Annotated in this window: 16 protein-coding genes; 9 read left to right on the top strand and 7 right to left on the bottom strand. The window is 67.9% G+C overall.

What is annotated here, in order from left to right; all coding sequences use genetic code 11:
- Positions 1-458: 458 nt before the first annotated feature.
- Both AB4083_RS13365 and fusA read right to left on the bottom strand, forming a co-directional pair.
- Positions 459-1,013, bottom strand: coding sequence for a GreA/GreB family elongation factor (locus AB4083_RS13365; RefSeq protein ID WP_441608399.1), 555 nt, complete (start codon positions 1,011-1,013; stop codon positions 459-461).
- 70 nt (positions 1,014-1,083) lie between these two features.
- Complete coding sequence (gene fusA / locus AB4083_RS13360; RefSeq protein ID WP_441608397.1) at positions 1,084-3,123, bottom strand: elongation factor G; 2,040 nt, start codon at positions 3,121-3,123, stop codon at positions 1,084-1,086.
- Between the two features lie 241 nt (positions 3,124-3,364).
- On the opposite strand from fusA, the gene AB4083_RS13355 reads away from it, so the two are divergent.
- Both AB4083_RS13355 and AB4083_RS13350 read left to right on the top strand, forming a co-directional pair.
- Entirely contained in the window at positions 3,365-4,396 is a 1,032-nt protein-coding gene (locus AB4083_RS13355; protein WP_441608396.1) for a hypothetical protein, read from the top strand.
- Positions 4,397-4,435: 39 nt separating this feature from the next.
- On the top strand, positions 4,436-6,415 hold the full coding sequence (locus AB4083_RS13350; protein WP_441608394.1) for a hypothetical protein: 1,980 nt from the start codon (positions 4,436-4,438) through the stop codon (positions 6,413-6,415).
- A 127-nt stretch (positions 6,416-6,542) separates the two neighbouring features.
- On the opposite strand, the gene AB4083_RS13345 is transcribed toward AB4083_RS13350, so the two are convergent.
- From AB4083_RS13345 to AB4083_RS13330, 4 genes are all read right to left on the bottom strand, one after another.
- Entirely contained in the window at positions 6,543-8,969 is a 2,427-nt protein-coding gene (locus AB4083_RS13345; protein ID WP_441608392.1) for a TonB-dependent receptor plug domain-containing protein, read from the bottom strand.
- Between the two features lie 223 nt (positions 8,970-9,192).
- Positions 9,193-11,517, bottom strand: coding sequence for a molybdopterin cofactor-binding domain-containing protein (locus AB4083_RS13340; protein WP_441608391.1), 2,325 nt, complete (start codon positions 11,515-11,517; stop codon positions 9,193-9,195).
- Complete coding sequence (locus AB4083_RS13335; protein WP_441608389.1) at positions 11,514-12,047, bottom strand: (2Fe-2S)-binding protein; 534 nt, start codon at positions 12,045-12,047, stop codon at positions 11,514-11,516. Before AB4083_RS13335 ends, AB4083_RS13340 begins: the two co-directional genes overlap by 4 nt.
- Before the next feature lie 124 nt (positions 12,048-12,171).
- Positions 12,172-13,500 (bottom strand): APC family permease, encoded by a 1,329-nt coding sequence (locus AB4083_RS13330; RefSeq protein WP_441608387.1) that lies wholly within the window; start codon positions 13,498-13,500, stop codon positions 12,172-12,174.
- A 234-nt stretch (positions 13,501-13,734) separates the two neighbouring features.
- Here AB4083_RS13330 and AB4083_RS13325 point away from each other — a divergent pair, with 234 nt between their 5' ends.
- Complete coding sequence (locus AB4083_RS13325) at positions 13,735-14,400, top strand: outer membrane protein (protein ID WP_441608386.1); 666 nt, start codon at positions 13,735-13,737, stop codon at positions 14,398-14,400.
- A 116-nt stretch (positions 14,401-14,516) separates the two neighbouring features.
- On the opposite strand, the gene AB4083_RS13320 is transcribed toward AB4083_RS13325, so the two are convergent.
- Complete coding sequence (locus tag AB4083_RS13320) at positions 14,517-16,451, bottom strand: S53 family peptidase (protein WP_441608384.1); 1,935 nt, start codon at positions 16,449-16,451, stop codon at positions 14,517-14,519.
- 600 nt (positions 16,452-17,051) lie between these two features.
- On the opposite strand from AB4083_RS13320, the gene AB4083_RS13315 reads away from it, so the two are divergent.
- The 6 genes from AB4083_RS13315 (at position 17,052) to AB4083_RS13290 (ending at position 25,080) form a co-directional block, all read left to right on the top strand.
- Positions 17,052-18,566 (top strand): fumarate hydratase, encoded by a 1,515-nt coding sequence (locus AB4083_RS13315; RefSeq protein WP_441608382.1) that lies wholly within the window; start codon positions 17,052-17,054, stop codon positions 18,564-18,566.
- 199 nt (positions 18,567-18,765) lie between these two features.
- Positions 18,766-21,378 carry a bifunctional aspartate kinase/diaminopimelate decarboxylase gene (locus AB4083_RS13310; protein ID WP_441608380.1) on the top strand — a complete coding sequence of 871 codons (2,613 nt, stop codon included), beginning with the start codon at positions 18,766-18,768 and terminating at the stop codon, positions 21,376-21,378.
- Between the two features lie 98 nt (positions 21,379-21,476).
- Positions 21,477-21,956 (top strand): endonuclease domain-containing protein, encoded by a 480-nt coding sequence (locus AB4083_RS13305; RefSeq protein ID WP_441608378.1) that lies wholly within the window; start codon positions 21,477-21,479, stop codon positions 21,954-21,956.
- A complete protein-coding gene (gene murL / locus AB4083_RS13300) occupies positions 21,953-23,296 on the top strand; it encodes a UDP-N-acetyl-alpha-D-muramoyl-L-alanyl-L-glutamate epimerase (protein WP_441608376.1) in 1,344 nt (447 codons plus the stop codon). The genes AB4083_RS13305 and murL overlap by 4 nt, the downstream gene beginning before the upstream one ends.
- 9 nt (positions 23,297-23,305) lie before the next feature.
- Entirely contained in the window at positions 23,306-24,664 is a 1,359-nt protein-coding gene (gene murD / locus AB4083_RS13295; RefSeq protein ID WP_441608375.1) for a UDP-N-acetylmuramoyl-L-alanine--D-glutamate ligase, read from the top strand.
- Positions 24,665-24,678: 14 nt separating this feature from the next.
- Positions 24,679-25,080: an OsmC family protein gene (locus tag AB4083_RS13290; protein ID WP_441608373.1), complete on the top strand. Its 402-nt coding sequence runs from the start codon at positions 24,679-24,681 to the stop codon at positions 25,078-25,080.
- Positions 25,081-25,109: the final 29 nt, after the last annotated feature.

Here is a 25,109-nt window from a genome sequence, read left to right as displayed (position 1 = left end):
TGGCTACGCCACCTGCGGGTCCGTGAGGGCTGGCCGGGCTTTTTGACAGGGCATCCATGCCCTGATCAAAAAGGCGGGGACGTCCTGTCCCCGCCCCCCTGCGGGGGCCTTTTCGTCCAGCCCTCACCGCCGGCGCCAAGGGGACCCGGAAGATCAAAAGCGATGAGCAAGATCAAAAGCGCACAAGCGGAACGCAGCGGCTGCGCCGCTTGCTCGTGGCTCTTCGCGAGAGCGCACGGACTCCCTCTCCCCGCTGGGGAGAGGGTTGGGGTGAGGGGTCGGGCGGAGTGGTGAGCTGATGGTCACTCAAGCTCAAGCGCTTTTCTTCGCTCCGTTGAAGCGATGTGGCCAGAGAGCCCCATCATCCGGCTGCCGCCACTTTCCTCGTTTCTCAGAACCGCACGCATCTCTGTGCGCTCCTCGCAGGAGAGATGGCTTCTACGCCGAGCGCTGCCTCATTACGTATCGTCGCCATAATCGATCGCAACGATCTCCACCTTCAAATCCCCCGCCGGTCGCTGCCACGTCACCTCCTCGCCGACGCGCGCCCCAATCAACGCTCGCGCCAACGGCGACACATAACTCACCAGGCCATGCTCCACATCCGCCTCGTCCTCGCCGACGATGCGATACGCATGCTTGCCTTCCTGCGCCGAATCCACCGTCACTCCGGCGCCGAACGCCACCCGGTCGCGCGGCTGCTGCGCCAGGTCGATTTCGATTGCACTGGCCGCGCGCGCTTTCAGCCAACGCAACTCGCGCTCGACCGCGGCCAGCTCGCTCTGCTGCGACAAGGTCGGCTCAACGGCTTTCAATGCGTCGCGTCGCACCTGCGCAGCATCGAGGCGCTCGCGCAATTGCACGAGTCCGCGCGGGGTGACGTAGTTGGGATGTTCGCTCAGCGGGATGTCCGGCAACGCGTCGCCAGCGTCGTCGGCGTCCTTCACGAAGGCACGGCTCATGCTGTTCTCCTGCGCCCTGTCATTGCAGGGCGCCATGCGGGTTTCATCCATGACAGATGGCGCCGCCGCGGCTGCGGCTCAAGCGCCGGCTGCCGCGCGCTCAGCGGATGTGAAGGTTGCGTCAGTCGTCCTCCACGTGAGGCTTCCACGCCTCGCTGAGCTGCTTCTGTACCGGCGGGGGCACCGGCTCGTAGTGGCTCAGGTCCAGGCTGTAGCGGCCGCGGCCGCCGGTCACCGCCTTCAATTCGGACGGGTAGTCGATCAGCTCCGCCAGTGGGGCCTGCGCTTTGATGACCAGCTCGCCGCCGCGCTGCGCGTCGGTGCCGAGGATGCGCGCGCGCTTGCCGGCGAGGCCGCCGGTCACGTCGCCTACATTGGCTTCGGGAATGGCTACTTCCACGTCCACGATCGGCTCCAGCACGATCGGCCGCGCCTTGCCCACCGCATCGAGAAAGGCCTTCTTGCCGGCGGAGACGAAGGCCACTTCCTTGGAATCCACCGGGTGGTATTTGCCGTCGTAAACGGTCACGCGCAGGTCCTGCATCGGGTAGCCCGCCACCGCGCCGTTCTCCATCGCCTGGCGCACGCCTTTTTCGATCGCCGGCAGGTATTGGTTGGGGATCACGCCGCCCTTCACCGCGTCGACGAACTGGAAACCGGCGCCGCGATCCAGCGGTTCCACGCGCAGGAATACCTCGCCGAACTGGCCCGCGCCGCCGGTCTGCTTCTTGTGGCGATAGTGGCCATCGGCGCGGCTGGCGATGGTTTCGCGATAGGCCACGCGCGGCGGATGGGTCACTACCTCCACGCCGTAGCGTTCCTTCATGCGGTCGAGCATCACCTTCAGGTGCAGGTCGGACAAGCCGCGCACCACGGTCTCGTTGAGTTCCTTGTGATGCTCCACGCGGAAGCAGGGGTCTTCCTCGGACAGCCGGCCCAGTGCCTGCGAGAGTTTCTGCTCCTGGCCTTTGTGCTTGGGCTCCAGGGCCAGGCCGAACATCGGCAGCGGAAAGCGCAGCGGCGCCAGATGGATGCGGTCCTCGTCGTGTGAGTCGTGCAGCACTGCGTCGAAATGGATTTCCTCCACTTTCGCCACCGCGGCGATATCGCCGGGGATGGCCTGCTCGATCTCCACATGCTGCTTGCCGGTGAGGCGGAACAGGTGGCCGACCTTGAACGGCTTGCGTCCATCGTCGATGAACAACTGGGTGTCGCGGCGGATCGTGCCTTGCCATACGCGGAACACGCCCAGCTTGCCGACAAACGGATCGTTGATGATCTTGAACACGTCGGCGACCACGTGCTTCGCAGGATCGGCGCTGACGTCGATGGTTTCGTCTTTCAAATTGAGGAAAGGAGGCGGATTGCCTTCGGATGGATTCGGCAGCAGGCGCTCGGCCAGTTCCAGGAATTCGGCCACGCCAGCGCCGGTGCGGGCGCTGACGAAGCAGATCGGCACCAGATGGCCTTCGCGCAGGCATTGCTCGAAGGCGTCGTGCAACTGCTGCGGCGTGAGCGCTTCTTCGCCGGCATCGAGGTAGGAGCCCATCACCGACTCGTTGATTTCCACCACCTGGTCGAGGATGCGCTGGTGGGCTTCGGCCAGCGAGGAAAAATCGGTGGCGCCGTCGCTATGGAAAAAACAGTCCAGCACCTTCGCGCCGCCTTCGGCCGGCAAGTTGACCGGCAGGCATTCGGCGCCGAACTCTTCGCGCAGGGCTTCGACCAGGGTTTCCAGCCGCGCCACGTCGGTGTCGATCTTGTTGATCAGCAGCACACGGGCGAGCTTGCGTTCCCTGGCGCGCTCCATCATGCGGCGGGTGCCGTATTCGATGCCGTTGGCGGCATTGACCACGATGCCGACGGTCTCCACCGCGGCGAAGGCCGATAGCGCCGCGCCGCGGAAATCCGCGTAGCCGGCGGTGTCGATCAGGTTGATGTGGCAGCGCGGGAGATCGATGGCGGCGAGGCAGCTGTCGATGGAATGGCCGCGGGTCTTTTCCTGGCTGTCGGTGTCCGATTGGGTGCTGCCGCGTTCCACCGAGCCCTGGCTCTGGATGGCGCCGCCGGCGTGCAGCAGGGCTTCGAACAAGGTGGTCTTGCCGGTGCCGGCATGGCCGGCGAGCGCGATATTGCGGATGGTTTCCGTGTTGTACGACACGATGCGACCCTCCTCTGCTGAAGCCGGAGGCGCGGGTCCTGCGGTCGTCGACAGTCGGCGCCGCACGACGCCGCGCGCAGCGGCTGACGATGGCGGGGCGTCATGGCGAGTCCGGGCGTCGGGGACGCGGGGGCGGTCATGGCGGGGTACGGCGCGGGGCGCCGTCTGCATAGACTTGAGCCGGGGCGCGGCGGGGTCAAGCTGCAGCGCGGGGAACCACGACCGATGGGATTTGTCTTGGATGGGTTGCACGCGGACCATCCGCGCTTTCGCCCGTTTCAAGGTCACCGCCATCGAACACGCACCGCAGGTCGAACATCACCGCTGGAACGCGCCAGACGGGCGCGAGCGTGGCCTGGCCCCGCTGGACGGTCCGACCCGCGCCCTGCTGCACGAGCTGCGCTGGCGCCGCCAGCCGCGCGACCGGCGGCGGTTCTGGGCCGGCATGGCGCTGGCCCTGGTGTTGCATCTGCTGTTCATCGGCATCATCTGGTGGGAAATGCAGCCCCGGCCGGGCGAGCCGTTGCCGCCGCCGCGCCCCGGCGACGCCCTTCAGGTGCGCTTTATCCCCCGCGGCGCACCGCGCGCTGCGCCGCCGCCGGTCGAGGCGGTGCCGCCTCCGCCGCCCGCCCCGCGCGTGCCGCCGGTGCGCGAGCCGTCGGCGAAGAACGCGATGACGGTCAGCTTGCCCACGCCGGCACCGGCGCCGGCCACCAGCGTTGCCGTGCCGGCGACGCACCTGTTCGGCGCGGATGGCCGGCCCCTGCTGCCGAATGCGCAGCCGGCGGCGGCGTCCACCGCCAGCTACGTCGAGCGCGGCGTGGTCGGCGACAGCCAGGTGATGCGGCACGACAACCCGGTGAAATACCAGGCCACGCGCTTCGATAAGGACTGGGACAAGGGCAGTGCGCTGGACAGCGCGCTCAAGCGCGTGGTCGACGCGACCACGGTGAAGAAGACCGTCACCCTGGCGCCCGGCCTGCGCATCCACTGCGCGGTGGCGCTGGCCGCGCTGGGTGGCGGCTGCGGCGGCGATCCGCCCGCGCCGCCTTCGGCCAAGGACGGCGATATGCGCCTGAGCATGGCGCCGGCCCGGTCGCTGGCACCGCCGCCGAACCCGCCGACGCCACCCAGCGAAGAGGAATGCATCCAGATCTATCGCGACGGCAAGCCGCTGCCGTACGGCTGTCCGGTGGATACCCCGAACCGCGCGGTGGATGCCGAACTGCGCATGCATCCAGCCAAGGCGCCAAAGCCCCAGGACGGCGGCTGACACAACGGAACGGCAGGCCCGCCCGCTACACTGCGCGCCATGTCGTCGCTTCCCCCTGACCCCTCGAAGCTGGACCTCTCGAAGCAGGACCCCTCGAGCGCAAGACTCGCGCGCGCCACCGTCGCGCTGCCGTCGCCGCGCGAGGCGGCCGCGCTCGCGGCGGTCTATCGCAATCGCCGCAAGGAGCGTCCGCGCGACCGGCTGCTGCGCGTGCTGGGCCTGGTCGGCACCCTGCTGGTGCATCTGATCGCGCTGTTCGGCGCCATCCTCGGCCCGGCCTACGAGCTGGTCGAGCCGGCGCAGGAGCACAGCGCCCCGCTGCAGGTTCGCCTGATCGAGAAGAAGAAAGACGAACCGCCGCCCCCGCCGCCGGTGCGCGGCACGCCGCCGAAGGAAGTCGGTCCGGTGCGCAAGGCCGGTGGCGCGCCGGCGGTGGCGCGCACGCGGCGCGAGAGCAGCAGTTCCACCCGCGTCGAAGCCGATCTCGCCCCCGTGCCGGTGCCGGCGGTGGAGACGCCCGTGATCGTGGTCAAGGCCCGCCCGAGCGCGCCCAAGCCCGAGCCGGTCGCCGCGCCGCGTCCCGCAGTGACTTTGCCCAAGCCGGCACCCGCGCCCGAACTGCAGCCGGTGCCGACCAGCGTCGAGCCGCCGCAGGTCACGCTCGAAACACCGCCTGCGCCGCAGCCGGTGCCGCCGAAATTCCAGCCCGAACCGGTACGCAAGGCGCAGGCCGAGGGCAGCGCGCCGATGCCGCCGCCGGCCTCGCTGGCACTGCCGGATGTACCGGCGCAGTCCGCTCCGCAGGTGAGCGCGCCGACCATCGCGATGGAACACGCAGTGCCCAAGCCCACGCTGCCGAGTCCACCGCAGGCGATCCGCGCCGAAACCGTCGCCGCACCCACCGAACCGGAACTGCAGGCCGTGCCGCTGCCCGCGCAAGCCGCGCCGACGGTGAACCTGCAGGCGCAGTCCAGCACCGCCGCCGTGGTGCCGCGCGAGCAGCAGCGCATCCAGGCGCCGTCGATCCGCGTCGCCGAGGCCGAACTCGAGGCGGTGCCGCTGCCGGAGAACGCCCGCCCCAGTCTCGACCGCCCGCAGGCGCCACCGGTGCAGACGGTCGCGCCGCAGTCGGTGGCGATCGACAACAAGCCCGCGCTGGAACGTCCGCAGATCCAGCCCACGCCGTCGTCCGCCGAAGCGTCGACCTCGTCCAACGAACAGGCGGCGCCCGCCCCGAACCAGGCTGCCAGCGCCACCGCCGGCCCCAAGGCCAGCGCGCCGACCGGCGCAACAGCCAGCACCGAAACCGGCAAGAGCAGCGCACCGAACGCCACGCCGCAAGGCAGCGAAAGCGGCACGCCCGGCGCCTCGCCCAATGGCGTGGCCGCCTCGCCCGGTGGCCCCGGCAAGAGCGGCCTGAACCTGTCGCTGCCGCCGGGCCAGGGCAATGGGCAAGGCAATGGACAGCAGGGCAAGGGCGAAGGCCAGCAGGGCCTGGCCGGCAACTACATCCAGCTGCAGCCGCGCGGCAATACCGAAATCATGGAGCACCGCGCGCCGAACATCGGCTACAAGTCCACTCGCTTCGAGCGGGACTGGACGCCGGAAGGCGAAAGCTCGATCGACACCGCCCTGCGCCACGCGGTGGAGAAGACCACCGTGCGCCACACCTTCCACCTGCCGCGCGGCGTGCGCGTGGAATGCGTGGTGATGCCGCTGTTCCCGGTGGGCCTGTTCGGTTGCGGCAACGGCGACCCGCCGCCGAAGCCGGTCGACGACAAGGTGTACGAACGGATGGCGCTGGCGCCGGCCAATCCACTGGTGCCGCCGGCGCCAGCGGCTACCGCGGCGGTGGCTGCACCGATCACGCTGGACAACAGCGCGCAGTGTGCGACGGCGAAGGTGAGCGGCGGGCCGTTGCCGCCGGGCTGCGTGGATGATCGCCTGCCGGCGGGACGCGTCGCGCCGGCGAAGGCATCGACCTCGTCATGGGTACCGGCGAGCGATCAGTTCCACTGATCCACATCTCCGGCGTAGGTTGGGGTGAGCCGCAGGCGAACCCCAACATGGCCACCTCCGAGCGCATCGCCTTGTTGGGGTTCGCCTGCGGCTCACCCCAACCTACGCCGGCGTTGCGTTGCTGGCGTTACTTGAAGTTGATCGCCACGCGCGCAAACCACGACGCACCGTTCAAGCCGAACTGCACCGCCTCATATTTGAAGCCGTTGTCCGTCTCGTTCGGATCCTGCTTGCTCGGGAACTTGTCGAAGATATTCGAGCCACCCACGGTCAACTTGATCTGATCGTTGAAGTGGTAGGTGATCGCGACATCCGCCGAAGTCTTGTCCGCGTAATGCTGGTTCGGCACCGGCGGTCCGCTGAAAGTGCCCAGCGTCATCGGGCCGAAGTAGATGAACTTCCAGCTCGCCTCCCACGAACCCAGCGCATAGTCGAAGCCGAGAATCCCCTTCGAACTCGGCGCACCGTCCTCCAGGAACAGACGCTCGCGATCGGACAGCAGCACGTCCTCGCGGCCGGCCAGCGCCGGCGGTGCATGGATCTTCTTGACGCGGGTGAACGAGCGGTTGAAACCGAAGTTGGTGCGCAGCGTGCCGCCGCCCAGGTCCATGCGGTGGCTGGCGGTGAAGTCCAGGCCCTTGGTGCTGGTATCCACCGAGTTGACGAAGAACTGCGCCTGGCCCACCCCCATCTGCTGCAGGATGCCGCCGATATTCGGATCGGTGGTGTCGAAGCGCCCGCTCAGCACGACGCGGTCGTCGATATCGATGCGGTAGCCGTCCAGGGTGAATTGCAGATCGTTGCCCGGCGACCAGGTCGCGCCCAGCGTATAGCTCTTGGACTTCTCTTCCTTCAGCGGCGGAATGCCCGCGGCATTGGCGATCGCGCCGCCGTTCGGCGCCAGCACCACGTCCACCGGCTGGCCGCTGACGAAGTCGGTGAAGGTCGAAGAGAACCAGCGCTGCTGCAGCGAAGGCGCGCGGAAACCGGTGGAGACCGAACCGCGCAGCAGCAGCTTGTCGGTGGCGTGGTAGGCGCCGGCCAGCTTGCCGGTGGTGGTGGAGCCGAAGTCGCTGTAGTGCTCGTAGCGGACGGCGGCGTCGGTGAGGAAGCGCTGCGTCCAGTCGGTTTCCACGTCGGCGTAGGCGGCGTAGCTGTGGCGGCTCTGGTTGGTGGCGTCGCCGGGCTGGAAGCCGGGGAAGCCCTGGCTGCCGGCATTGCCGCCGCCGGGGCCGTCGGCATCGACGTACGAGCCGCGTTCGCCGGGCGTGATGCGGTAGTTCTCGCGGCGGTATTCCGCGCCGAAGGCGACGTTGAGGCCGCTGAGGATGTCGCCGTAGTAGCGCGACAGATCCAGGTTCGTGGTCTCCTGCTCGAACGAGAAGCCACCCGCATGGAAGCGGTTTGGGCTCAGGCCCGCGCCGCCGGCCAGCACGTCGGCATTGGCGATGGAGGCGTTGAGTGTATGGCTGATGATGTCCTGCAGCGCGTTGTAGCCGTAGGTCTGCGACAGATCGGCGCGCCAGTCGCCGAAGTTGTCCCACACGCCGAGGATGGCGTAGCGGTCCTTGATCGAGCCGTTGATGTACGGCACGAAGCCATCCGGATACATCGCCGCCGAGTTGCGCGAAGGGATGTCGTCGGAGCCGATGCCGCCGCGCGCGAACGCCGCCGACGATGCCGAGCGGTTCTGCACGCCGCCGGTGAAGTACAGGTGCGCCGATTCGGCCACCGGCACTTCGCCGTTGACGTACAGCGTCTCGTTGTCGACCTTGGTGTCGCCGATGGTGCGCGGATCGCCCGGGTCGGAACGATTGGAACGCCCGCGCTTCTGCCACTCGCCGGTGATGCCCACGCTGCCGCCGTTGTCGAAGCGGAAGCCGCAGTAGGCCGAGGTGAGGTAGTTCTTGCCGTCGCCGCGGGTGTATTCGCCGAAGCCGGCGACGCTTTCGCAGCCGGGGCTTTTCTTCAGCACGATATTCATCACGCCGGCGATGGCGTCCGAACCGTACTGCGCGGCGGCGCCGTCGCGCAGTACTTCCACGCGTTCGATCGCCAGCGCGGGAATCGCATTGAGGTCGGTGCCGGTATTGCCGCGGTTGCGTGCGCCGAACAGGTTCACCAGCGCCACGCTGTGGCGACGCTTGCCGTTCTCCAGCACCAGGGTCTGGTCGGAGCCCAGCCCGCGCAGCGCGGCCGAATCGACCAGGTCGGCGTTGTCGGAGCCGGTCTGGCGGACCGAGGTGAACGAGGGCACGGTGTATTGCAGGTTCTGCGCGAGATCGAATTGCGGGCTCTGTTCGGCCAGCTTCTGCATCGGAATGACGTCGACCGGGACCGGCGTTTCCGTCTCCGAACCGCCGATGCGGCGTGAACCGAGCACGGTCACGCCTTCGAGATTGGTGGCTTTCTTCTGATCGGCCGGCGCTTGCGCGGTCGGGTTCTGCGCCGTGTCGGCGCTCTTGGTGTTGTCCTGTGCCGCCGCGGTTGCGGCGAAGCCGGCCATGGCCAGCGCGATAGCCGAGCACAGCAGCGTCTTGCGCGAGTAATGCATCCCACCCTCCCCGGTGTAGTGAATCCCCCCAGGGAGTGAGACTAAGCGACGCACGCTGCGCGTGAAAACCTGCGCAGCGCACATTTGCACGATGTCAGCCAGGCGCAAGCTTTGATGGCGGCCGCCGTAGGTTGGGGTGAGCGCAGCGAACCCCAACGTCGCCACCGCCAAGCACAACACATCGTTGGGGTTCGCTGTGCTCACCCCAACCTACGTCATGCGCTTACAGCAGGCGCAGCAGTTCCTTCATCAGCGGCAATCTGCGCACGCGCACCGCGCTCACCCGGAACACCGCATTGGCCAGCGCCGGTGCCGCGGTGGGCATGGCCAGCAGGCTGGCGCCGGCCGGATCGCGGTCGCCCGGCACGATGATCACGTCCACCGCATCGGGCAGCTGGGCCATGCTGGCCAGCGGATAGTCCTTGTAGCTGCGCTGCTGCGGCTGGCCGTCCTTGAAGGTGACGGCGAGGTTGAGCGCGGCGGACAGCGCATCCAGCGTGGCGCCGGCGATCTGGCCTTCCAGCCCCAGCGGATTGATCACGCGGCCCACGTCCACCGCGCATACCACCCGCTCGATATTGAGCTTCTGGCCTTGCAGCGAAGTCTCCACCGCATGCGCCACATAGGCGCCGTCCATATGCCAGCAGGCGATGCCCAGCCCATTCACCGTGCGCAGCCAGTTCTTCCACTCGATGCGGTCGGCCACCAGCTTCAGCACATTGATCAGGCGGCCGGTATCGAACGAGCCGCCGCCCTGCAGCGGCAGCTGGCGCGCGTCGCCCAGCAGGCGCAGGCGGGTGTCGAGCGGGTCTTCCTTCAGCGCGTTGGCGATCTCGTCGACGAAGCTTTCCACCGCGAACGCATTGCTCACGTGCGGCATGCCGCGATGCGGGCCGCGCGGCAGGGTCGACTGCAGCGCGTACCAGTCGCTGCGGTAGTTGGGCACCAGGCCGGCGGGCAGCTGGTTGACGTCGACCTCGGAGGTCCACAGCCGCTGCTCCTGCGTGCCGCGCCGGGCGAGCGCGGAGGCGCTGGCCATGCGCTGGTCCCAGGTGACGACCTGGCGCTTGCGGTCCAGCGTGGCGCTGAGCTTGTGCACGCTGGCGGAGCGGTAATAGTCGTGGGCGAGGTCTTCCTCGCGCGTCCACAGCAGGCGCACCGGACGGTCGGCCAGCTTGGCCAGCATCACCGCCTCGGCCACGAAGTCGTGGTCCAGGCGCCGGCCATAGCCGCCGCCGACGCGCGGCACGCGGATCTCGATCTGGTCCGGCTTGAAACCGGTCAGCCGCTGCACTACCGACCATGCGCGCTGCGGCGCCTGGGTCGGCGTGACCAGCACGGCGCGGTCCTTGTCCACCCGCGCCAGGCAGTTCATCGGCTCGGCGGTGGCGTGGGCCAGCCAGGGCTGCACATAGGTGGCGTCGACGCGGCGCGCGGCTTTCTTCGCCATGCCGTCGACGTCGCCGTCGTTGCGCACGCGGGTGGTGGGGGCGATCGGCTGGCTGGCGGGGTTGGCCGCCAGCTCCTTGGCGGAAGGCGTCTTGGCGCTGACCAGCTCGGTCGCCTGCTGCTCCAGTGCGGCGCTGGATTCGCTGCCGCTGGGGCCGGGCTTCCACTCGAGCTTGAGCTTGGCGCGCGCCTGCAGCGCCGACCAGGTGTCCTCGGCGAGCACCGCCACCGACGGCGCCAGCGGCGTCTCGCCGGGCAGCAGGCCGGGCTCGGGCTTGAGCTCGACTATCTTGAGCACGCCCTTGACCGCCTCGGCCTCGTGGAAGTCCTTGTTGACCAGCGTGCCGTCGATCCACGGGCAATGCACCAGCACGGCCACCAGCGCGTCGCCGAAGTAGCTGTCGATGGCGAACTGGGTCTGGCCGGTGACGATGGCGCGCGCGTCGACGTCGCCGGCCGGCTGGCCGATCAGGGTGTAGCGGTCGGGCGTCTTCACCGCCACCGGCGCGGTCGGCGGGGCCACCTTGGAGGCGGCCTCGGCCAGCGAGCCGTAGTCGAAGCGGCGGCCGTCCGGCGCGATCACCGCGCCGCCCTGCGTGCGCAGGCGGTCGGCCGGCACGCCGAGGCGGCGCGCGGCGGCCTGCATCAGCAGCCAGCGGGCCAGCGCGCCGGCCTGGCGCAGGTCGGTCCAGGCGGCGGATATCGAACTGCCGGTGCCGCCGAGCTGGTGGCCGTAGCTCCAGCGCGGCTCGCCGTTGCCGTTCTCCACGCCCAGCCCCAGCGGCACCACGCTCACGCGCGACCAGTCCGCATCGAGTTCGTCGGCGACGATGCGCGGCAGTGCGGTGGCCACGCCGGTGCCGGTCTCCGGATCGCGCGCGCCGATCAGCACGTTGCCGTCGGCATCGATGCGCACATAGGCGCCCAGGCCGTACAGCGCGTCGCCGAGCATGGCCGGCGGCACCGGCGCATCGCCGGCCTCGGCGTAGCGCACGCCGACGATCAGCGCGCCGGCGGTACCGGCCAGCACCTGCAGGAAGCGGCGGCGCTGGGGCAGGGCCGGAGTGTTCTTGCCGGGCGTGTCGAGGCGGCGGCTCATGCGCGGCCTCCGGCCATCGCCGCCGAGGCGCGCTTGATCGCGCGGCGCACGCGGGTCTGGCAGCCGCAGCGGCACAGGTTGGGCAGCTGGTCGATCTGGTCGTCGGTCGGCTGCGGATGGCGGTTGAGCAGGTCCAGCGAAGCGATCAGCCAGCCCGGCGTGCAGTAGCCGCAGCCGATCGCGTCCTCGTCGACGAAGGCCTGCTGCAGCGGATGCAGCTTGCCGTCGGTGGCCGCGAGCCCTTCCACGGTGGTGATCTTCTTGTCGGCCAGCTCATGCATGGGCACGCCCGCGGCCGACACCGGCTTGTTGTTGACCAGCACCAGGTCCGCGCCGCCCAGGCCGTGATCGCCGGCGTACTTGGTGCCGGTGAGGCGCAGCACGTCGCGCAGGTACCACAGCAGCGGCATGTCCGGATCGCCGGTATGGCGGAACGGGCGGCCGTTGATCTCCACGGCGATGCCTTCGCGCACCTTCTCGGGAGTGATGCTGCTGGTCGGATTGCTTGCCAGGGCCTGCGCCTGCGCCATCGTGAAACTCTCCTTGCCGATCCGGTGCATTGTGGCATCGCGGGGGGCGGCTTGGGCACTGCGCGGGGCGCGGACCGGCGGCCGCGTTCATGCTGAGCGGCCGCGGAGGGGAGGAAAGGCGAACTCAGTCGGCGCTGGCAGCGAGCGGAAACAGCCGGCGCCAGATGTAATAGACCGGGATGCCGGCGAGCATGATCAGCACGCCGATGCCCGCGTTGACCGGATTGCTGCGCATGGTCTCGATCACCACCCAGCCCACCACGCCGACGAAGATCAGCGGCAGCAGCGGATAGCCCGGCACACGGAAGCTGGCCTCCGCGCCCTGGGTACGGCGATACCAGAACAGGGTGGCCACGCCCAGCGCGCAGGCCAGCCAGTCGCCGAAGGTGGCGTAGTCGAGCAATTGGCCGTAGCTGCCCGACAGTGCCAGCAGCACGGCCCAGCCGGAGAGCAGCAGCAGGGCCACGTTCGGCGTGCGGTGCTGCGGGTGCAGCTTGGCCACGCTGCGGAAGAACAGGCCATCCTCGCCCATCACCTGCAGCACGCGCGCGCCGGCCACCAGGGTGATGTTGCAGAAGCCCAGCGTTGAGATGGCGATACCGATCGCGATCAGCTTGGCGCCGATCGGCCCGAACACGCGATTCATTACGTCGGCCGCCGGCGTGGTGCTGGCAGCGAGGCCGGCGTGGCCCAGCACGGCGAGATACGCCACGTTGACCAGCGCGTACACCGCGATCACCAGCAGCATGCCCATGAACAAGGACCGCGGCAGCGTCCGCTGCGGCTCGCGCACTTCACCGGCAAGATTATTGAGATAAGTAAAACCCGAATACGCGAACAGCACCGGCAAGGCCGCACCGATAAAGCCCACGTTGCCGCGCGCCGGATCGGCAGCCAGCACGCCCGCACCATTGGCGCCGGCCAGGAACAAGCCGCACACCACCAGCACCGCCACCGCCAGCAGCTTCAACAGCGTGAACAGGTTCTGCACCTGCGCGCCCAGCTTCAGGCCGAACAGGTTGATGCCGGCGACGAAGACCAGGGCGCCCGCGGCCAGCGGCTTGACCGTGCCGGGCGGCAGGCCGAACACGCCGGAGGCGTAGCTGGCGAAGATCGTCGCCACCGCCGCCGCCGAGCCGGAATAGATCACCAGCAGCATGGTCCAGCCGAACAGGAAACCCGCCAGCGAGCCGAACGCCTCGCGCAGGTAGACGTAACTGCCGCCGGCATGCGGCCGCCGCGCGCCCAGCTCCGCGTAGCACAGCGCGCCGATCAGCGTGAGCACGCCGGCGCCGACCCACACCAGCAACAAGGCCAGCCCGGACTCCGTGCGCTGCGCGGCGATGCCGGGATTCAAGAAGATCCCGCCGCCGATGATCCCGCCCACCACGATCATGGCGGCATCCCACGAACTCAGTCGCCGCACGTAACCGGATGCCGGGGTATCGCTCATGGAGGGGCCGCCCTGTGGATAAAACTGGCGGCGAGCATGGCGGGTAATGGGGGAGCGGGCAAGGGCGAGGCGATTGATCGGCCCAGATTAATCTGGGTTACCCGCTTTATTCCGCTTCCTACTATGCCGAGCCCGACAAATCTTCATCTATCGGCAGAACGTGCGTCGAGCTAGGGCAGGTGGCAACGGGAGTCGGGCCGGCGCATTTCCTCTTCACGAATCAGCAGGTATCAAATGAAACACTGGATTTCCAAGGCCGCTGTCGCGGCGGCAATGGTGGCGGCGTCCGGCGCGGCCCTGGCTGCCGACGACGGCCAATTTTTCGTCAATGGTGAAGTGGGCAGCCAGACGCAGCAGCTGTCCCGGAACAAGGTGTTCCGCGACGGGCACAACGAAAAGAACAGCTGGGGTGCGGGCCTGCGCTTCGGCTATGCGTGGAATCTCGACAATATCGCGCTTGGTATCGAAACCGGTTATGTGAACCTGGGCAAGCTCAAGGCCGACGTGGTAGGCACCATTACCGAAGTGGGCCCGAAAATGGGTCCCGTCGTAGTCGAGACGCTTTCGGGCAAGGCGCGGCAGACGACCAAGGGCGTGGTGCTCGGCGGCAACATCAAGTATCGCGTCGACGACGACTGGTTCTTCTCGGGGCGCGGCGGCTTGTTCCGCGCCAATTCCGATTACGTCGCAAGGATGAGCAGCCCGTCGTCGGGGCTGGGCCTGCGAGTGGCTTCGCTTCAGCACACCAGCAACCAGTATTACGCCGGCGTAGGTGTTGGTTACGATTTCAACCAGCATTTCGGCATGAGTTTTAACTACGATTATTACCGTAGCAAAATGCGCAACGACAGTTCGTTCGGTACGGACCTTTATGGTGTTTCGGCTGAATATCGCTTTTAAGTCGAAGTGCCGGATGTTGTACGCAATGAAGAAATGGCTGCCTCGGGCAGCCATTTCTTTTTATAAGAACCGGCCCCTCGCGGGGCCGGCCAAAGTCCTGTAGCTGTAAAGACGTTTCAGAACGCGCGCAGGAACAGATCGAAGTTCGCGACGTTCAGCGTACCGATGCCCGAACCCGGCTCGTAGCCGCCCTTGCCCTGGTAGAACCAGTTGTCGCCCTGGCGGATGTCGTTGAAGCTGGTCCAGTTGCCGTAGCCGAAGATGTTCTGCAGCGCATACACCTGCGGATTCCAGAAGCCCACGCGGTGGTGCGAGCTCTGCGTCAGCAGCGCGCTGATGCCGTTGAGCTGCGGTGCCACGAAGCTGGTGCCGCCGTTGCCCGAGGTGGCGCCGCCATCGACGGTGGAGATCACGATGTAGCCGGTCTCCGGATCCGCATTGAGCGAGATGTCCGGCAGGTTGCGGCCATGGAAGTTGCCCGGCAGTTGCAGCAGCACCTGCGGACCGGTGGTGTCGTTGAAGGTCAGCGTCTGGTTCTTCGCGCTGGTGCGGATACCCTGGGTGAACAGCTGGTAGAACGGCCGCTTCCAGTACACGCTCACGCCGCCGCCGCCGCCGACCGAGAACAGGTCGATCACGCCCTTGCCGACGTACTGGTCGAAGTAGTTCTGGATGTAATCCCAGCCCCACACCTGTTCCTTGGTGATCGACTGCACCGGGCCGGTGCGGAACTTGTAGCTGAAGGGCGTGGTGGTGCCGCCCGCGGCGGTCATCAACGGATCGGATGCCGGTGTGTCCACCGTCAGCGGTGCGTTGAAGGTACCCGGGGTGGTGCCGACGCCGAGGCCGCGCACCGTGTCGTAGGCGCCGGAATCGCCGGTCGCGGCGAAGAACGACTGCCCCTGCACGGCGGCTTCCAGCAGGATCTGATGCCAGATCTGCAGGTCGCCCACGTCGGTGGTGTCGGTGTTCTTGGCGCCGTCGACGTTGAGCGCGGCGAAGTTGAAGATTTCCGGCGAACCCCAGCTGGTGGAGATGGTGTCGGCGACGTTGTCGGACACGGCCTGCAGCGCGGCATTGGTGAAGCTGTTGCCGGCATTGGGCGCGTGGTACACCAGGATGTCCGCCTCGGGTGCCAGGCCGCCGGACTGCTCCACGTCCAGCGAGGTCTCGCCGCTGCCGCCATCGAACGAGGCGCCGCCGTCGACGGCGACCTTGACGATGCGGTTGGCCTTGGTGGTCAGGCCGATGCCGTCCCAGTAGGCCTGCGCGTCGGACGGATAGAAGTCCGACAGCGTGACGATGGCGATCGTGGTGCCCCTGCCGGTGATGCCGCGCGCATACAGCGGATTGATGTTGTAGAAGTTGGCGGCGTCGCCCACGGTGTACTCGCCCGGCACGCCGGTCGCGGTGGGGTTGCTGCTGGCGGTCTTGGCGGGCGCCGCGGCGACCTTGGCCTCGGCCTTCGCGGCGAACTGCTGCGTGGCCTGCTTGACGCTATCGGGCGTGGTGATGCGATGCGACAGCAGCCTGTGCTCGTTGCTGAGGCCCGAGGCGACCAGCACGGTGTCGGCGATGGAAGCCGGCAGGGTCAGCGCCTTGGCGGGACGATGGAACACGTCGCCGCCTTCCTTCGGCACATAGTTGTGGATCGGCGCCTGGAAGGCCGTGGCGAACTGGCTGACGGTGCCGGTGGTACGGATCGCCATGCGATTGGGCAGCAGCGTGCCGGTAAGCCCGTTCTGGCGGAGGAAGTCCTGTACCCGCTTGATCTCCTGGTCCGTCGCGCCGTACTTGTCGGCGAACTGCGCGGTGGTCAGGAAGCGGCGGAAGTTCGGATGGCCTGGCGTCACGCTCTGTTGGACGTACTGTTCCAGCTGCTCCTGATTGTGCAGTTTCAGCACCAGGGTGACGTTGACCTTCTGGTCAGCATTGGCGGCGCCCAGATCGGCGGCTGGCTTGGTGCCGGCGGCAAAGGTGGCAGTGGAAACGGTGGCGAACAGGAGCGTCAGGGACGCGGCGAGGGTCTTGCGGTGAAGCTGGGCGAGCATGTGCATTCCTCCGTGGATGGACCCGGAAGCGCGGATGCGAACGGACGGCGGGCGGCACATGCCGACGCCGCGCTCCGCGGCCGGGCCGGCTAAGCGCTGCTTTGGTCAATGCGAAGAACTTCCCCGCCGATACGTGGCTCCCCTGAACGCCGAGGTATCGGTGCGGCAAAACTAGCGCGATGGCTGGCGCTCGCAAAGTGGACTCGTGACGAAATATCTTGCGAATCAAATGGCTGTGGCGCGGGCCTATCGGCTTGCGCAGTTACATCAAATTGATTTACCTGAGTTTTCAACACGCAAAAAATTGCGCATCGTCGCGATATGACGATTATTTCGATGCATATGCCTTGCGGCCGTCGAACCTCCGTCGGAGCAACGTTCGTTGCGTCGGCGGGCGCCACGGCGCCGGTCAGTCGGTGCCGCAATGTGAGCTGGGGCAAGCACCGCAACAGGGGTTTTCTCCATCGCTCATCAGGCGTGAAACCGCTTTCCAGTCAGCGGTTTGGGCGCTTCCGCCCGCTTGCGGCACAATAGACGGGTTGTGCGCCGCGAAAAACGCATCGCGGCAAGGTTCCCCCTCCCGCATTCCAAGCAGCCGCCATGACCACCATCAAGCAAGACGATCTGATCCAGTCCGTCGCCGACGCCCTGCAGTACATCAGCTACTACCACCCGGTCGACTACATCACCAGCCTCGCCCAGGCCTACGAGCGCGAGGAATCGCCGGCGGCGCGCGATGCGATGGCGCAGATCCTGATCAACTCGCGCATGGCGGCCGAGGGCCATCGCCCGCTGTGCCAGGACACCGGCATCGTCACTGTCTTCCTCAAAGTGGGCATGAGCGTGCGCTGGGACGCCACGCTGTCGCTGGACGACATGGTCAACGAGGGCGTGCGCCGCGCCTACAACCATCCGGACAACAAGCTGCGCGCCAGCGTGCTGGCCGATCCGGCCGGCAAGCGCCTCAACACCAAGGACAACACGCCGGCGGTGATCAACGTCTCGATCGTGCCGGGCGACACCGTCGAGGTGATCGTGGCGGCGAAGGGCGGCGGTTCGGAAGCGAAGTCGAAGTTCGCCATGCTCAATCCGTCCGACTCCATCGTCGACTGGGTGCTCAAGACCGTGCCGACCATGGGTGCCGGCTGGTGCCCGCCCGGCATGCTCGGCATCGGCATCGGCGGCACCGCCGAGAAGGCGATGCTGCTGGCGAAGGAATCGCTGATGGAGCACATCGACATCCAGGAGCTGATCGCGCGCGGCCCGCAGAACCGCATCGAGGAATTGCGCCTGGAGCTGTACGAGAAGGTCAATGCGCTGGGCATCGGCGCGCAGGGCCTGGGCGGCCTGACCACGGTGCTCGACATCAAGATCAAGGACTACCCGACCCACGCGGCCAACCTGCCGGTGGCGATGATCCCGAACTGCGCCGCCACCCGCCACGCGCACTTCACCCTGGACGGTTCCGGCCCGGTGATGCTCGAGGCGCCGTCGCTGGAGCATTGGCCCAAGCTCACCTACGACTCCTCGAAGGGCCGCCGCGTCGACCTCGACACGGTCACCCGCGAGGACGTGGCCAACTGGAAGCCCGGCGAAGTGCTGCTGCTCAACGGCAAGCTGCTCACCGGCCGCGATGCCGCGCACAAGCGCATGGTCGACATGCTCAACAAGGGCGAGCCGCTGCCGGTCGATTTCCGTGGCCGCTTCATCTATTACGTCGGCCCGGTCGATCCGGTGCGCGACGAAGTGGTCGGCCCCGCCGGCCCCACCACCGCCACGCGCATGGACAAGTTCACTGAGCAGGTGCTGGCGCAGACCGGCCTGCTCGGCATGGTCGGCAAGGCCGAGCGCGGCCCGGCGGCGATTGAGGCGATCAAGCAGCACCAGTCGGTGTACCTGATGGCCGTAGGTGGCGCCGCGTACCTGGTGTCGAAGGCGATCAAGTCCTCGCGCGTGGTGGGCTTCGCCGACCTCGGCATGGAAGCGATCTACGAGTTCGAGGTGAAGGACATGCCGGTGACCGTGGCCGTCGACTCGGCTGGCACCTCGGTGCACCAGACCGGCCCGAAGGAATGGCAGGCGCGGATCGGCAAGATTCCCGTCGTCGTCGCCTGAGGCGTAGGTTGGGGTGAGCCGCAGGCGAACCCCAATGGACGTCCAGACGTCCGGATACGCATCGTTGGGGTTCGCCTGCGGCTCGCCCCGACCTACGCTGGCGTCTGGCCGATTTTCGCCCTGCATCCCATTGCAATTTTGCCTGGTGCAGCGCAACACTCCCTGGATTACTTCCCCCACCACACCACCGAAGGTATCCGTGAACCCGCAAAGCCCCGCGTCGCTTCCTGCCGACGCATCCTGGATCGTGATGAAGTTCGGCGGCACCAGTGTCGCCACCCTGCCACGCTGGCAGAACATCCGTGAGCTGGTCGCCAGCCGCCGCGCCGAAGGCGCCCGCGTGCTGGTGGTCGTGTCCGCGCTCACCGGCATCACCGACGCACTCAAACAGATGTGCGCCCAGGAACACCAGGGCAAACGGGTCGAGGCTGCACGAGCGATCGCCCAGCGTCATTACGACCTGCTCGATCACATGCAGCTGGCGGTTCCGGCAACGCTCGCACAGCGCCTGTCCGACCTGGCGAAACTCGCCGAGGAAGGTCCGGGCGCGCTCGGCGAGCTGGCCTGGGCCGCGCTGGTGCAGGCACACGGCGAGCTGATGTCCAGCGCGCTGGGCGCCGCCTTCCTCAGCCATAGCGGCTTGTCCACCGAGTGGCTGGATGCGCGCGACTGCCTCGCCGCGGTCGCGCTGCCGAACCAGAACGAGCGCACCAAGCTGCTCTCGGCGATGGTCGAGGCGCGTCCGGACCCGGCGCTCAACGCGCGGCTGGCGGAGCTGGGCGAGGTGTTCATCACGCAGGGCTTCATCGCCCGCGAGGTGCAGGGCCGCACCGTGCTGCTCGGCCGCGGCGGCTCGGATACCTCCGCTTCGTACTTCGGTGCGTTGCTGAAAGCGCAGCGCGTGGAAATCTGGACCGACGTGGCCGGCATGTTCACCGCCAACCCGCGCCAGGTGCCGGGCGCGCGCCTGCTGCAGCGGCTGGACTACGAAGAAGCCCAGGAAATCGCCTCCACCGGCGCCAAGGTGCTGCATCCGCGTTGTCTCTCGCCGCTGCGCGAGCCGCGCGTGCCGATGCTGATCAAGGACACCAACCGGCCCGAGCTGGAAGGCACCGTGATCGGCCCCGAGGTGCGCGAGCACGCGCCCAGCGTCAAGGCGATCAGCGCGCGCAAGGGCATCACCCTGGTGTCGATGGAATCGGTGGGCATGTGGCAGCAGGTCGGCTTCCTCGCCGACGTGTTCGCGCAGTTCAAGCAGCACGGCCTGTCGGTGGACCTGATCGGTTCGGCCGAGACCAACGTCACCGTGTCGCTGGACCCCACCGAGAACCTGCTCGACTCCGACGCCATCGCCGCGCTCGCCAGCGACCTGGCCAAGGTGTGCCGGGTCAAGGTGATCGCGCCGTGCGCGGCGATCACCCTGGTCGGCCGCGGCATGCGCTCGATGTTGCATACGCTGTCCGGCGTGCTGGCGGAATTCGGCCAGATCCGCGTGCACCTGATCTCGCAGTCGTCCAACAATCTCAACCTCACCTTCGTGGTGGACGAGAACGTGGTGGACGACCTGCTGCCGCATCTGCACGAGCTGCTGATCGCCGCCGGCGCGCTGCGCACCGACGACAGCGCCTTGTTCGGCCCGAGCTGGCAGGCGCTGTACGGCAGCGGCGACGTGCTTACCCCGGCGGCTTCGTGGTGGCGCACGGCGGAGCGCGAGCGCCTGCTCAAGCTCGGCGCCGAGCGCACGCCGCGCTACGTCTACCACCTGCCCACCGTGCGCCAGCAGGCGCGCGAGTTGAAATCGCTGGGCGCGGTCGATCGCCTGCACTACGCGGTCAAGGCCAACACGCATCCGGCCATCCTCAAGGCGCTGGCCGAGGAAGGCTTCGGCTTCGAATGCGTGTCGCCGGGCGAGATGAAGGCGGTGATGGCCGCGGTGCCCGAATCGGCGCCGCTGCTGTTCACGCCCAACTTCGCGCCGCGCGCCGACTACGAGTGGGCACTGACCACGCGCGCCACCATCTCGCTGGATGCGCTGTACCAGCTCGAAAACTGGGGCGAACTGTTCCGCGGCCGCGAAATCGTGCTGCGCGTGGACCTGGGCCGCGGCCTGGGCCACCACGAGAAAGTGCGCACCGGCGGCAGCGGCAGCAAGTTCGGCCTGCCGGTGGAACTGATCGACCCGTTCCTGCGCCTGGCCGACACCCACGGCGTGATCGTGCGCGGCCTGCACGCCCACCTGGGCTCGGGCATCCTCGACGAAGGCCATTGGGGCGAGGTCTACGGCCAGCTCGCCAGCCTCGCCGAACGCATCGGCAGCGTGGCCTTCCTCGATATCGGCGGCGGCCTCGGCGTGCCTTCGCATCCGGGCGAGGCGCGGCTGGACATCGCCGCCCTGGACCGCGTGCTGCGCGGCGTAAAGGCCGCCTATCCGCACTACCAGCTATGGATGGAGCCGGGCCGCTACCTGGTGGCCGACGCCGGCGTGCTGCTGGCCCGCGTCACCCAACAGAAGGGCAAGGGCGCCTGGCGCTACCTCGGCGTGGACACCGGCATGAACAGCCTGATCCGCCCCGCGCTGTACGAAGCCTGGCACGAGATCGTCAACCTCAGCCGCCTGGACGAACCGGCCACCGGCCTGTTCCAGGTGGTCGGCCCGATCTGCGAAAGCGGCGACGTACTAGGCACGGATCGCCGCATGCCGGAAGCGCAGGAGGGCGACGTGGTGCTGGTGGCGCAGGCCGGTGCGTACGGCAAGGTGATGTCGTCGCCGTACAACATGCGGGACGAGGCCGAGGAAGTGATCCTCGATTAGTACATACCTCAGTACTTCACTTCTCCCTCTCCCCTCCGGGGAGAGGGCGGGGTGAGGGGCCGGGGCTCGCCACAACCTCACCGACAGAGCGTTCAAGGATGAAGCGCTTAAACACAGACAGAGCACGTGATCTTCGCCAGAAACAAACCGACGCCGAGCAATTGCTCTGGCGCCACCTTCGAGCCAGACACCTGCAAGGATGGAAATTCCGGCGACAACACCAGATCGGCAGCTACATCGTCGATTTCGTTTGCACGGACGCCTGGCTGATCGTCGAGCTCGATGGCGGTCAGCATGCGGAGCAGGTGGTGTACGACGAGCGCCGGACACGGGAACTGCAAGCCATGGGCTACCGCGTCCTGCGTTTCTGGAACAATGATGTTCTGGCCAACCTGGAAGGGGTGCTTGAGGTTCTAATGGAGGCTTTCGCAAGCCCCGGCCCCTCACCCCAGCCCTCTCCCCGGAGGGGAGAGGGGGCAGCTAGCGACAAGCCTTATGCGTCGATGCACCAAGAGAATTCAGCCACCTCGCCGCCCGTGCTGGCCGGCAAGGTGACCAACGGAGCCACCCAAACGTGACCACCCCCATCCAACCCCGCCTCACCCAGGTCTTCCGCTTCGTCCGCTGCAGCTACGCCGACGGCGTGGCCGAGCTGGCTTATGCCTTCGACAATGGCGAGGAGCTGGTCGAGCGCGTGCGTTTCCCGCATGCCCCTGCCGTGCCGCCCGCGCATGCCGCTGCCTTCGCGCGCGCGCTGCAGCTGCTGCACCTGGTCGCTGGTGTCAGCTACTACAAGGCCGGCGTGCCGCCGCGCATCGACGTGGCGGAAGGTCCGCTGGACGACGCCACCGCCGACCTGCTCGATGCGCTGTACCTGCATGGGCTGGCCGAATTCGCCTACCGCAACGGACTGGACCTGCGCGGTCGCATCGCCTTCCCGCGCGGCGGCGCTGCACAGGCGCCGGCTCCCGCGCTCAACCTGCCCAAACGCACGCTGGTGCCGATCGGTGGTGGCAAGGATTCGCTGGTCGCGGTGGAAGCGATCAAGTCCGTCGGCGGCGAAGCCACCGCGGTGTGGGTGGGCAATTCGGAACTGATCGCCGCCTGCGCGGCGCGTACCGGCCTGCCCACGCTCAACATCCAGCGCGAGCTGGCGCCGCAGCTGTTCGATCTCAATCGGCTGGGCGCGTGGAACGGGCATATCCCGGTGACCGCGGTGAACTCGGCGATCCTGGCCCTGGCCGCGATCCTCTACGGGCACGACAGCATCGCCTTCGCCAACGAGCGCTCGGCTTCGGCCGCCACGCTCGAATACGAAGGCCAGCAGGTCAATCACCAGTGGAGCAAGGGCTACGCCTTCGAGCAGCTGCTTGGCGACTGGCTGCATGCCCAGGTCGCCGCGGACCTGGATTACTTCTCGCTGCTGCGCCCGTACTCGGAACTGGCGGTGACGCGCGCGTTCGCCAAACTCACGCCGTACTTCGACGTGTTCTCCAGCTGCAACCGCAATTTCCGCATCCTCGGCCCCAAGCCGGCGGATCGCTGGTGCGGGCAGTGTCCGAAATGCCATTTCGTGTTCCTCGCGCTGGCGCCGTTCCTGCCCAAGCCACGCCTGTTGCAGATCTTCGGCCGCAACCTGCTGGACGACGATAGCCAGGCCGCCGGCTTCGACGCGCTGCTCGAATACCAGGACCACAAGCCGTTCGAATGCGTGGGCGAAGGCGCCGAGGCGCGCGCCGCGATGTATGCGCTGGGCCAGCGGCCGGAGTGGCAGGAAGACGCGCTGGTCGCGCGCTTCCGCAGCGAGATCCTGCCGCAGCTCGACGTCGCCGAACTGGCGCTGGAGCCGTGGCTGCAGGCTTCGCCCGAGCAGCGCATCCCCGCGCGCCTGCGCGGCGCGCTCGACTTCTTCGCCTGAGCGGCCCGCATGCGCATCGCTGAGCTGGCCGGCAAGCGCGTCGCCATCTGGGGCTTCGGCCGCGAGGGGCGCGCCGCCATCGCGGCCTTGCGCCAACGCTTGCCGGAACTGCCGCTGACGCTGTTCTGCAGCGAGGCGGAAGTAGCTGCCGCGCAGGCTTTCGATGCCGCGCTCCACGTGCACGGCCGCGAGCCGGATGCGATCGACCTCGCCGCGTTCGACATCGTGGTGAAGTCGCCCGGCGTCTCCGCCTACAAGCCCGCGCTGCTCGCGGCGAAAGAAGCGGGCCTGCACGTCACCTCCGGCACCGCGCTGTGGTTCGGCGAAAACCCGCAAGCCAAGGTCGTCGCCGTCACCGGCACCAAGGGCAAGAGCACCACCACCGCCTTGCTCGCGCACCTGGCGCGCGCGCTCGGCGTGCGCACCGCGCTGGCCGGCAATATCGGCATGCCGCTGCTGGAACTGCTCGGCCAATCCGCCGAGCTGTGGGCGATCGAGCTGTCCAGCTTCCAGACCGGCGAAGCCGGCCCGCTGGCGCTGGGCGTGATCACCAGCCTGTACGAGGAGCATCTCGACTGGCACGGCTCGCGCGAACGCTATGTGGCCGACAAGCTCAAGCTCGCCGACGTCTCGCAGCACCTGCTGGTGAACGCGCTGCAGCCGTCGCTGCTGGACAAGACCGCCGCCCATCCCGCACGCCTGCTGTTTGGTGAAGCGCACGGTTGGCACGTCGCGAACGGCTTTATCCGCCGCGGCGACGACAACATCTTCGAAGCAAAGCGCCTCGCCGCTCCCGGCGCGCACAACGCGCTCAACGCCTGCGCCGCGCTCGCCGCGCTGGAGGCGATGGGCTACGACGCGGTCGCCGCCGCGCCCGCGCTCGCCAGCTTCGTGCCGCTGCCGCATCGCCTGCAGCCGCTGGGCGAGCGCGACGGCATCGTCTGGATCAACGATTCGATCAGCACCACGCCGCAAGCCACGCTGGCCGCGCTGGAAAGCCTGCAGGGCCGCGCAGTGACCGTGCTGGCCGGTGGCCACGACCGCGGCCTGGACTGGTCGGATTTCGTCGCCGCCGCGCTGGCGCATCCGCCGCACGCCATCGTGTGCAGCGGCGCCAACGGTCCACGCGTCGCCGCTGCGCTGCGCGAAGCACAGGTGGCGACCACGCTGCTTGAAGTGGCCAAGCTCGATGCAGCGGTGGACGAAGCGCGCAGGCTGACGCCCACCGGCGGTTGCATCCTGCTTTCCCCCGGCGCGCCCAGCTTCGACCAGTTCCACGACTACGCCGAACGCGGCCGGCATTTCGCCGATCTCGCCGGGTTCGATGGCCGCACGATCACCGGCATTGCCGGGCTCGGCATCGCCTGAGCGAAGGAATCCCCATGAGCCACGTCGCCTCCGCCTCCATCGTCTCCACCGACACCGATTACCTGCACCACATCCAGGCCGGCCATCACGCGCTGGACACCGACGAGCCCAAGGCGCTGGGCGGGCAGGGCGCGGCGCCCGCGCCGTTCGATCTGTATCTGTCCGCGCTGGCCGCCTGCACGGCGATCACGCTGCGCATGTATGCCCAGCGCAAGGGCTGGAATCTGGGCGAATTCCGCGCGGAGCTGAGCCTGACGCGCGACGAGGAAGGCAAGCTGCATATCCAGCGCGTGCTGCATTCGGACCAGCCGCTGAGCGATGAGCAGTGGAACCGCCTGCTGGAAATCGTGGCCAACACGCCGGTGACCAAGGCGCTGCGCGAAGGCGCGCAGATCAGCAGCGAACGCGGCGGTTGACGTAGGTTGGGGTGAGCCGCAGGCGAACC

The organism is Dyella sp. 2RAB6, assembly GCF_052115385.1.
Taxonomy (GTDB): domain Bacteria; phylum Pseudomonadota; class Gammaproteobacteria; order Xanthomonadales; family Rhodanobacteraceae; genus Dyella_D.
The sequence above is the reverse complement of the archived record's forward strand: the minus strand, read 5'-3'. Positions and strand labels throughout refer to the sequence as shown.

Coding starts and splice junctions, on each gene's coding strand:
- AB4083_RS13365 (WP_441608399.1), bottom strand. CDS start 1,013: ATGGATGAAACCCGCATGGCGCCCTGCAATGACAGGGCGCAGGAGAAC.
- AB4083_RS13355 (WP_441608396.1), top strand. CDS start 3,365: ATGGGTTGCACGCGGACCATCCGCGCTTTCGCCCGTTTCAAGGTCACC.
- AB4083_RS13350 (WP_441608394.1), top strand. CDS start 4,436: ATGTCGTCGCTTCCCCCTGACCCCTCGAAGCTGGACCTCTCGAAGCAG.
- AB4083_RS13345 (WP_441608392.1), bottom strand. CDS start 8,969: ATGCATTACTCGCGCAAGACGCTGCTGTGCTCGGCTATCGCGCTGGCC.
- AB4083_RS13340 (WP_441608391.1), bottom strand. CDS start 11,517: ATGAGCCGCCGCCTCGACACGCCCGGCAAGAACACTCCGGCCCTGCCC.
- AB4083_RS13335 (WP_441608389.1), bottom strand. CDS start 12,047: ATGGCGCAGGCGCAGGCCCTGGCAAGCAATCCGACCAGCAGCATCACT.
- AB4083_RS13330 (WP_441608387.1), bottom strand. CDS start 13,500: ATGAGCGATACCCCGGCATCCGGTTACGTGCGGCGACTGAGTTCGTGG.
- AB4083_RS13325 (WP_441608386.1), top strand. CDS start 13,735: ATGAAACACTGGATTTCCAAGGCCGCTGTCGCGGCGGCAATGGTGGCG.
- AB4083_RS13320 (WP_441608384.1), bottom strand. CDS start 16,451: ATGCTCGCCCAGCTTCACCGCAAGACCCTCGCCGCGTCCCTGACGCTC.
- AB4083_RS13315 (WP_441608382.1), top strand. CDS start 17,052: ATGACCACCATCAAGCAAGACGATCTGATCCAGTCCGTCGCCGACGCC.
- AB4083_RS13305 (WP_441608378.1), top strand. CDS start 21,477: ATGAAGCGCTTAAACACAGACAGAGCACGTGATCTTCGCCAGAAACAA.
- murD (WP_441608375.1), top strand. CDS start 23,306: ATGCGCATCGCTGAGCTGGCCGGCAAGCGCGTCGCCATCTGGGGCTTC.
- AB4083_RS13290 (WP_441608373.1), top strand. CDS start 24,679: ATGAGCCACGTCGCCTCCGCCTCCATCGTCTCCACCGACACCGATTAC.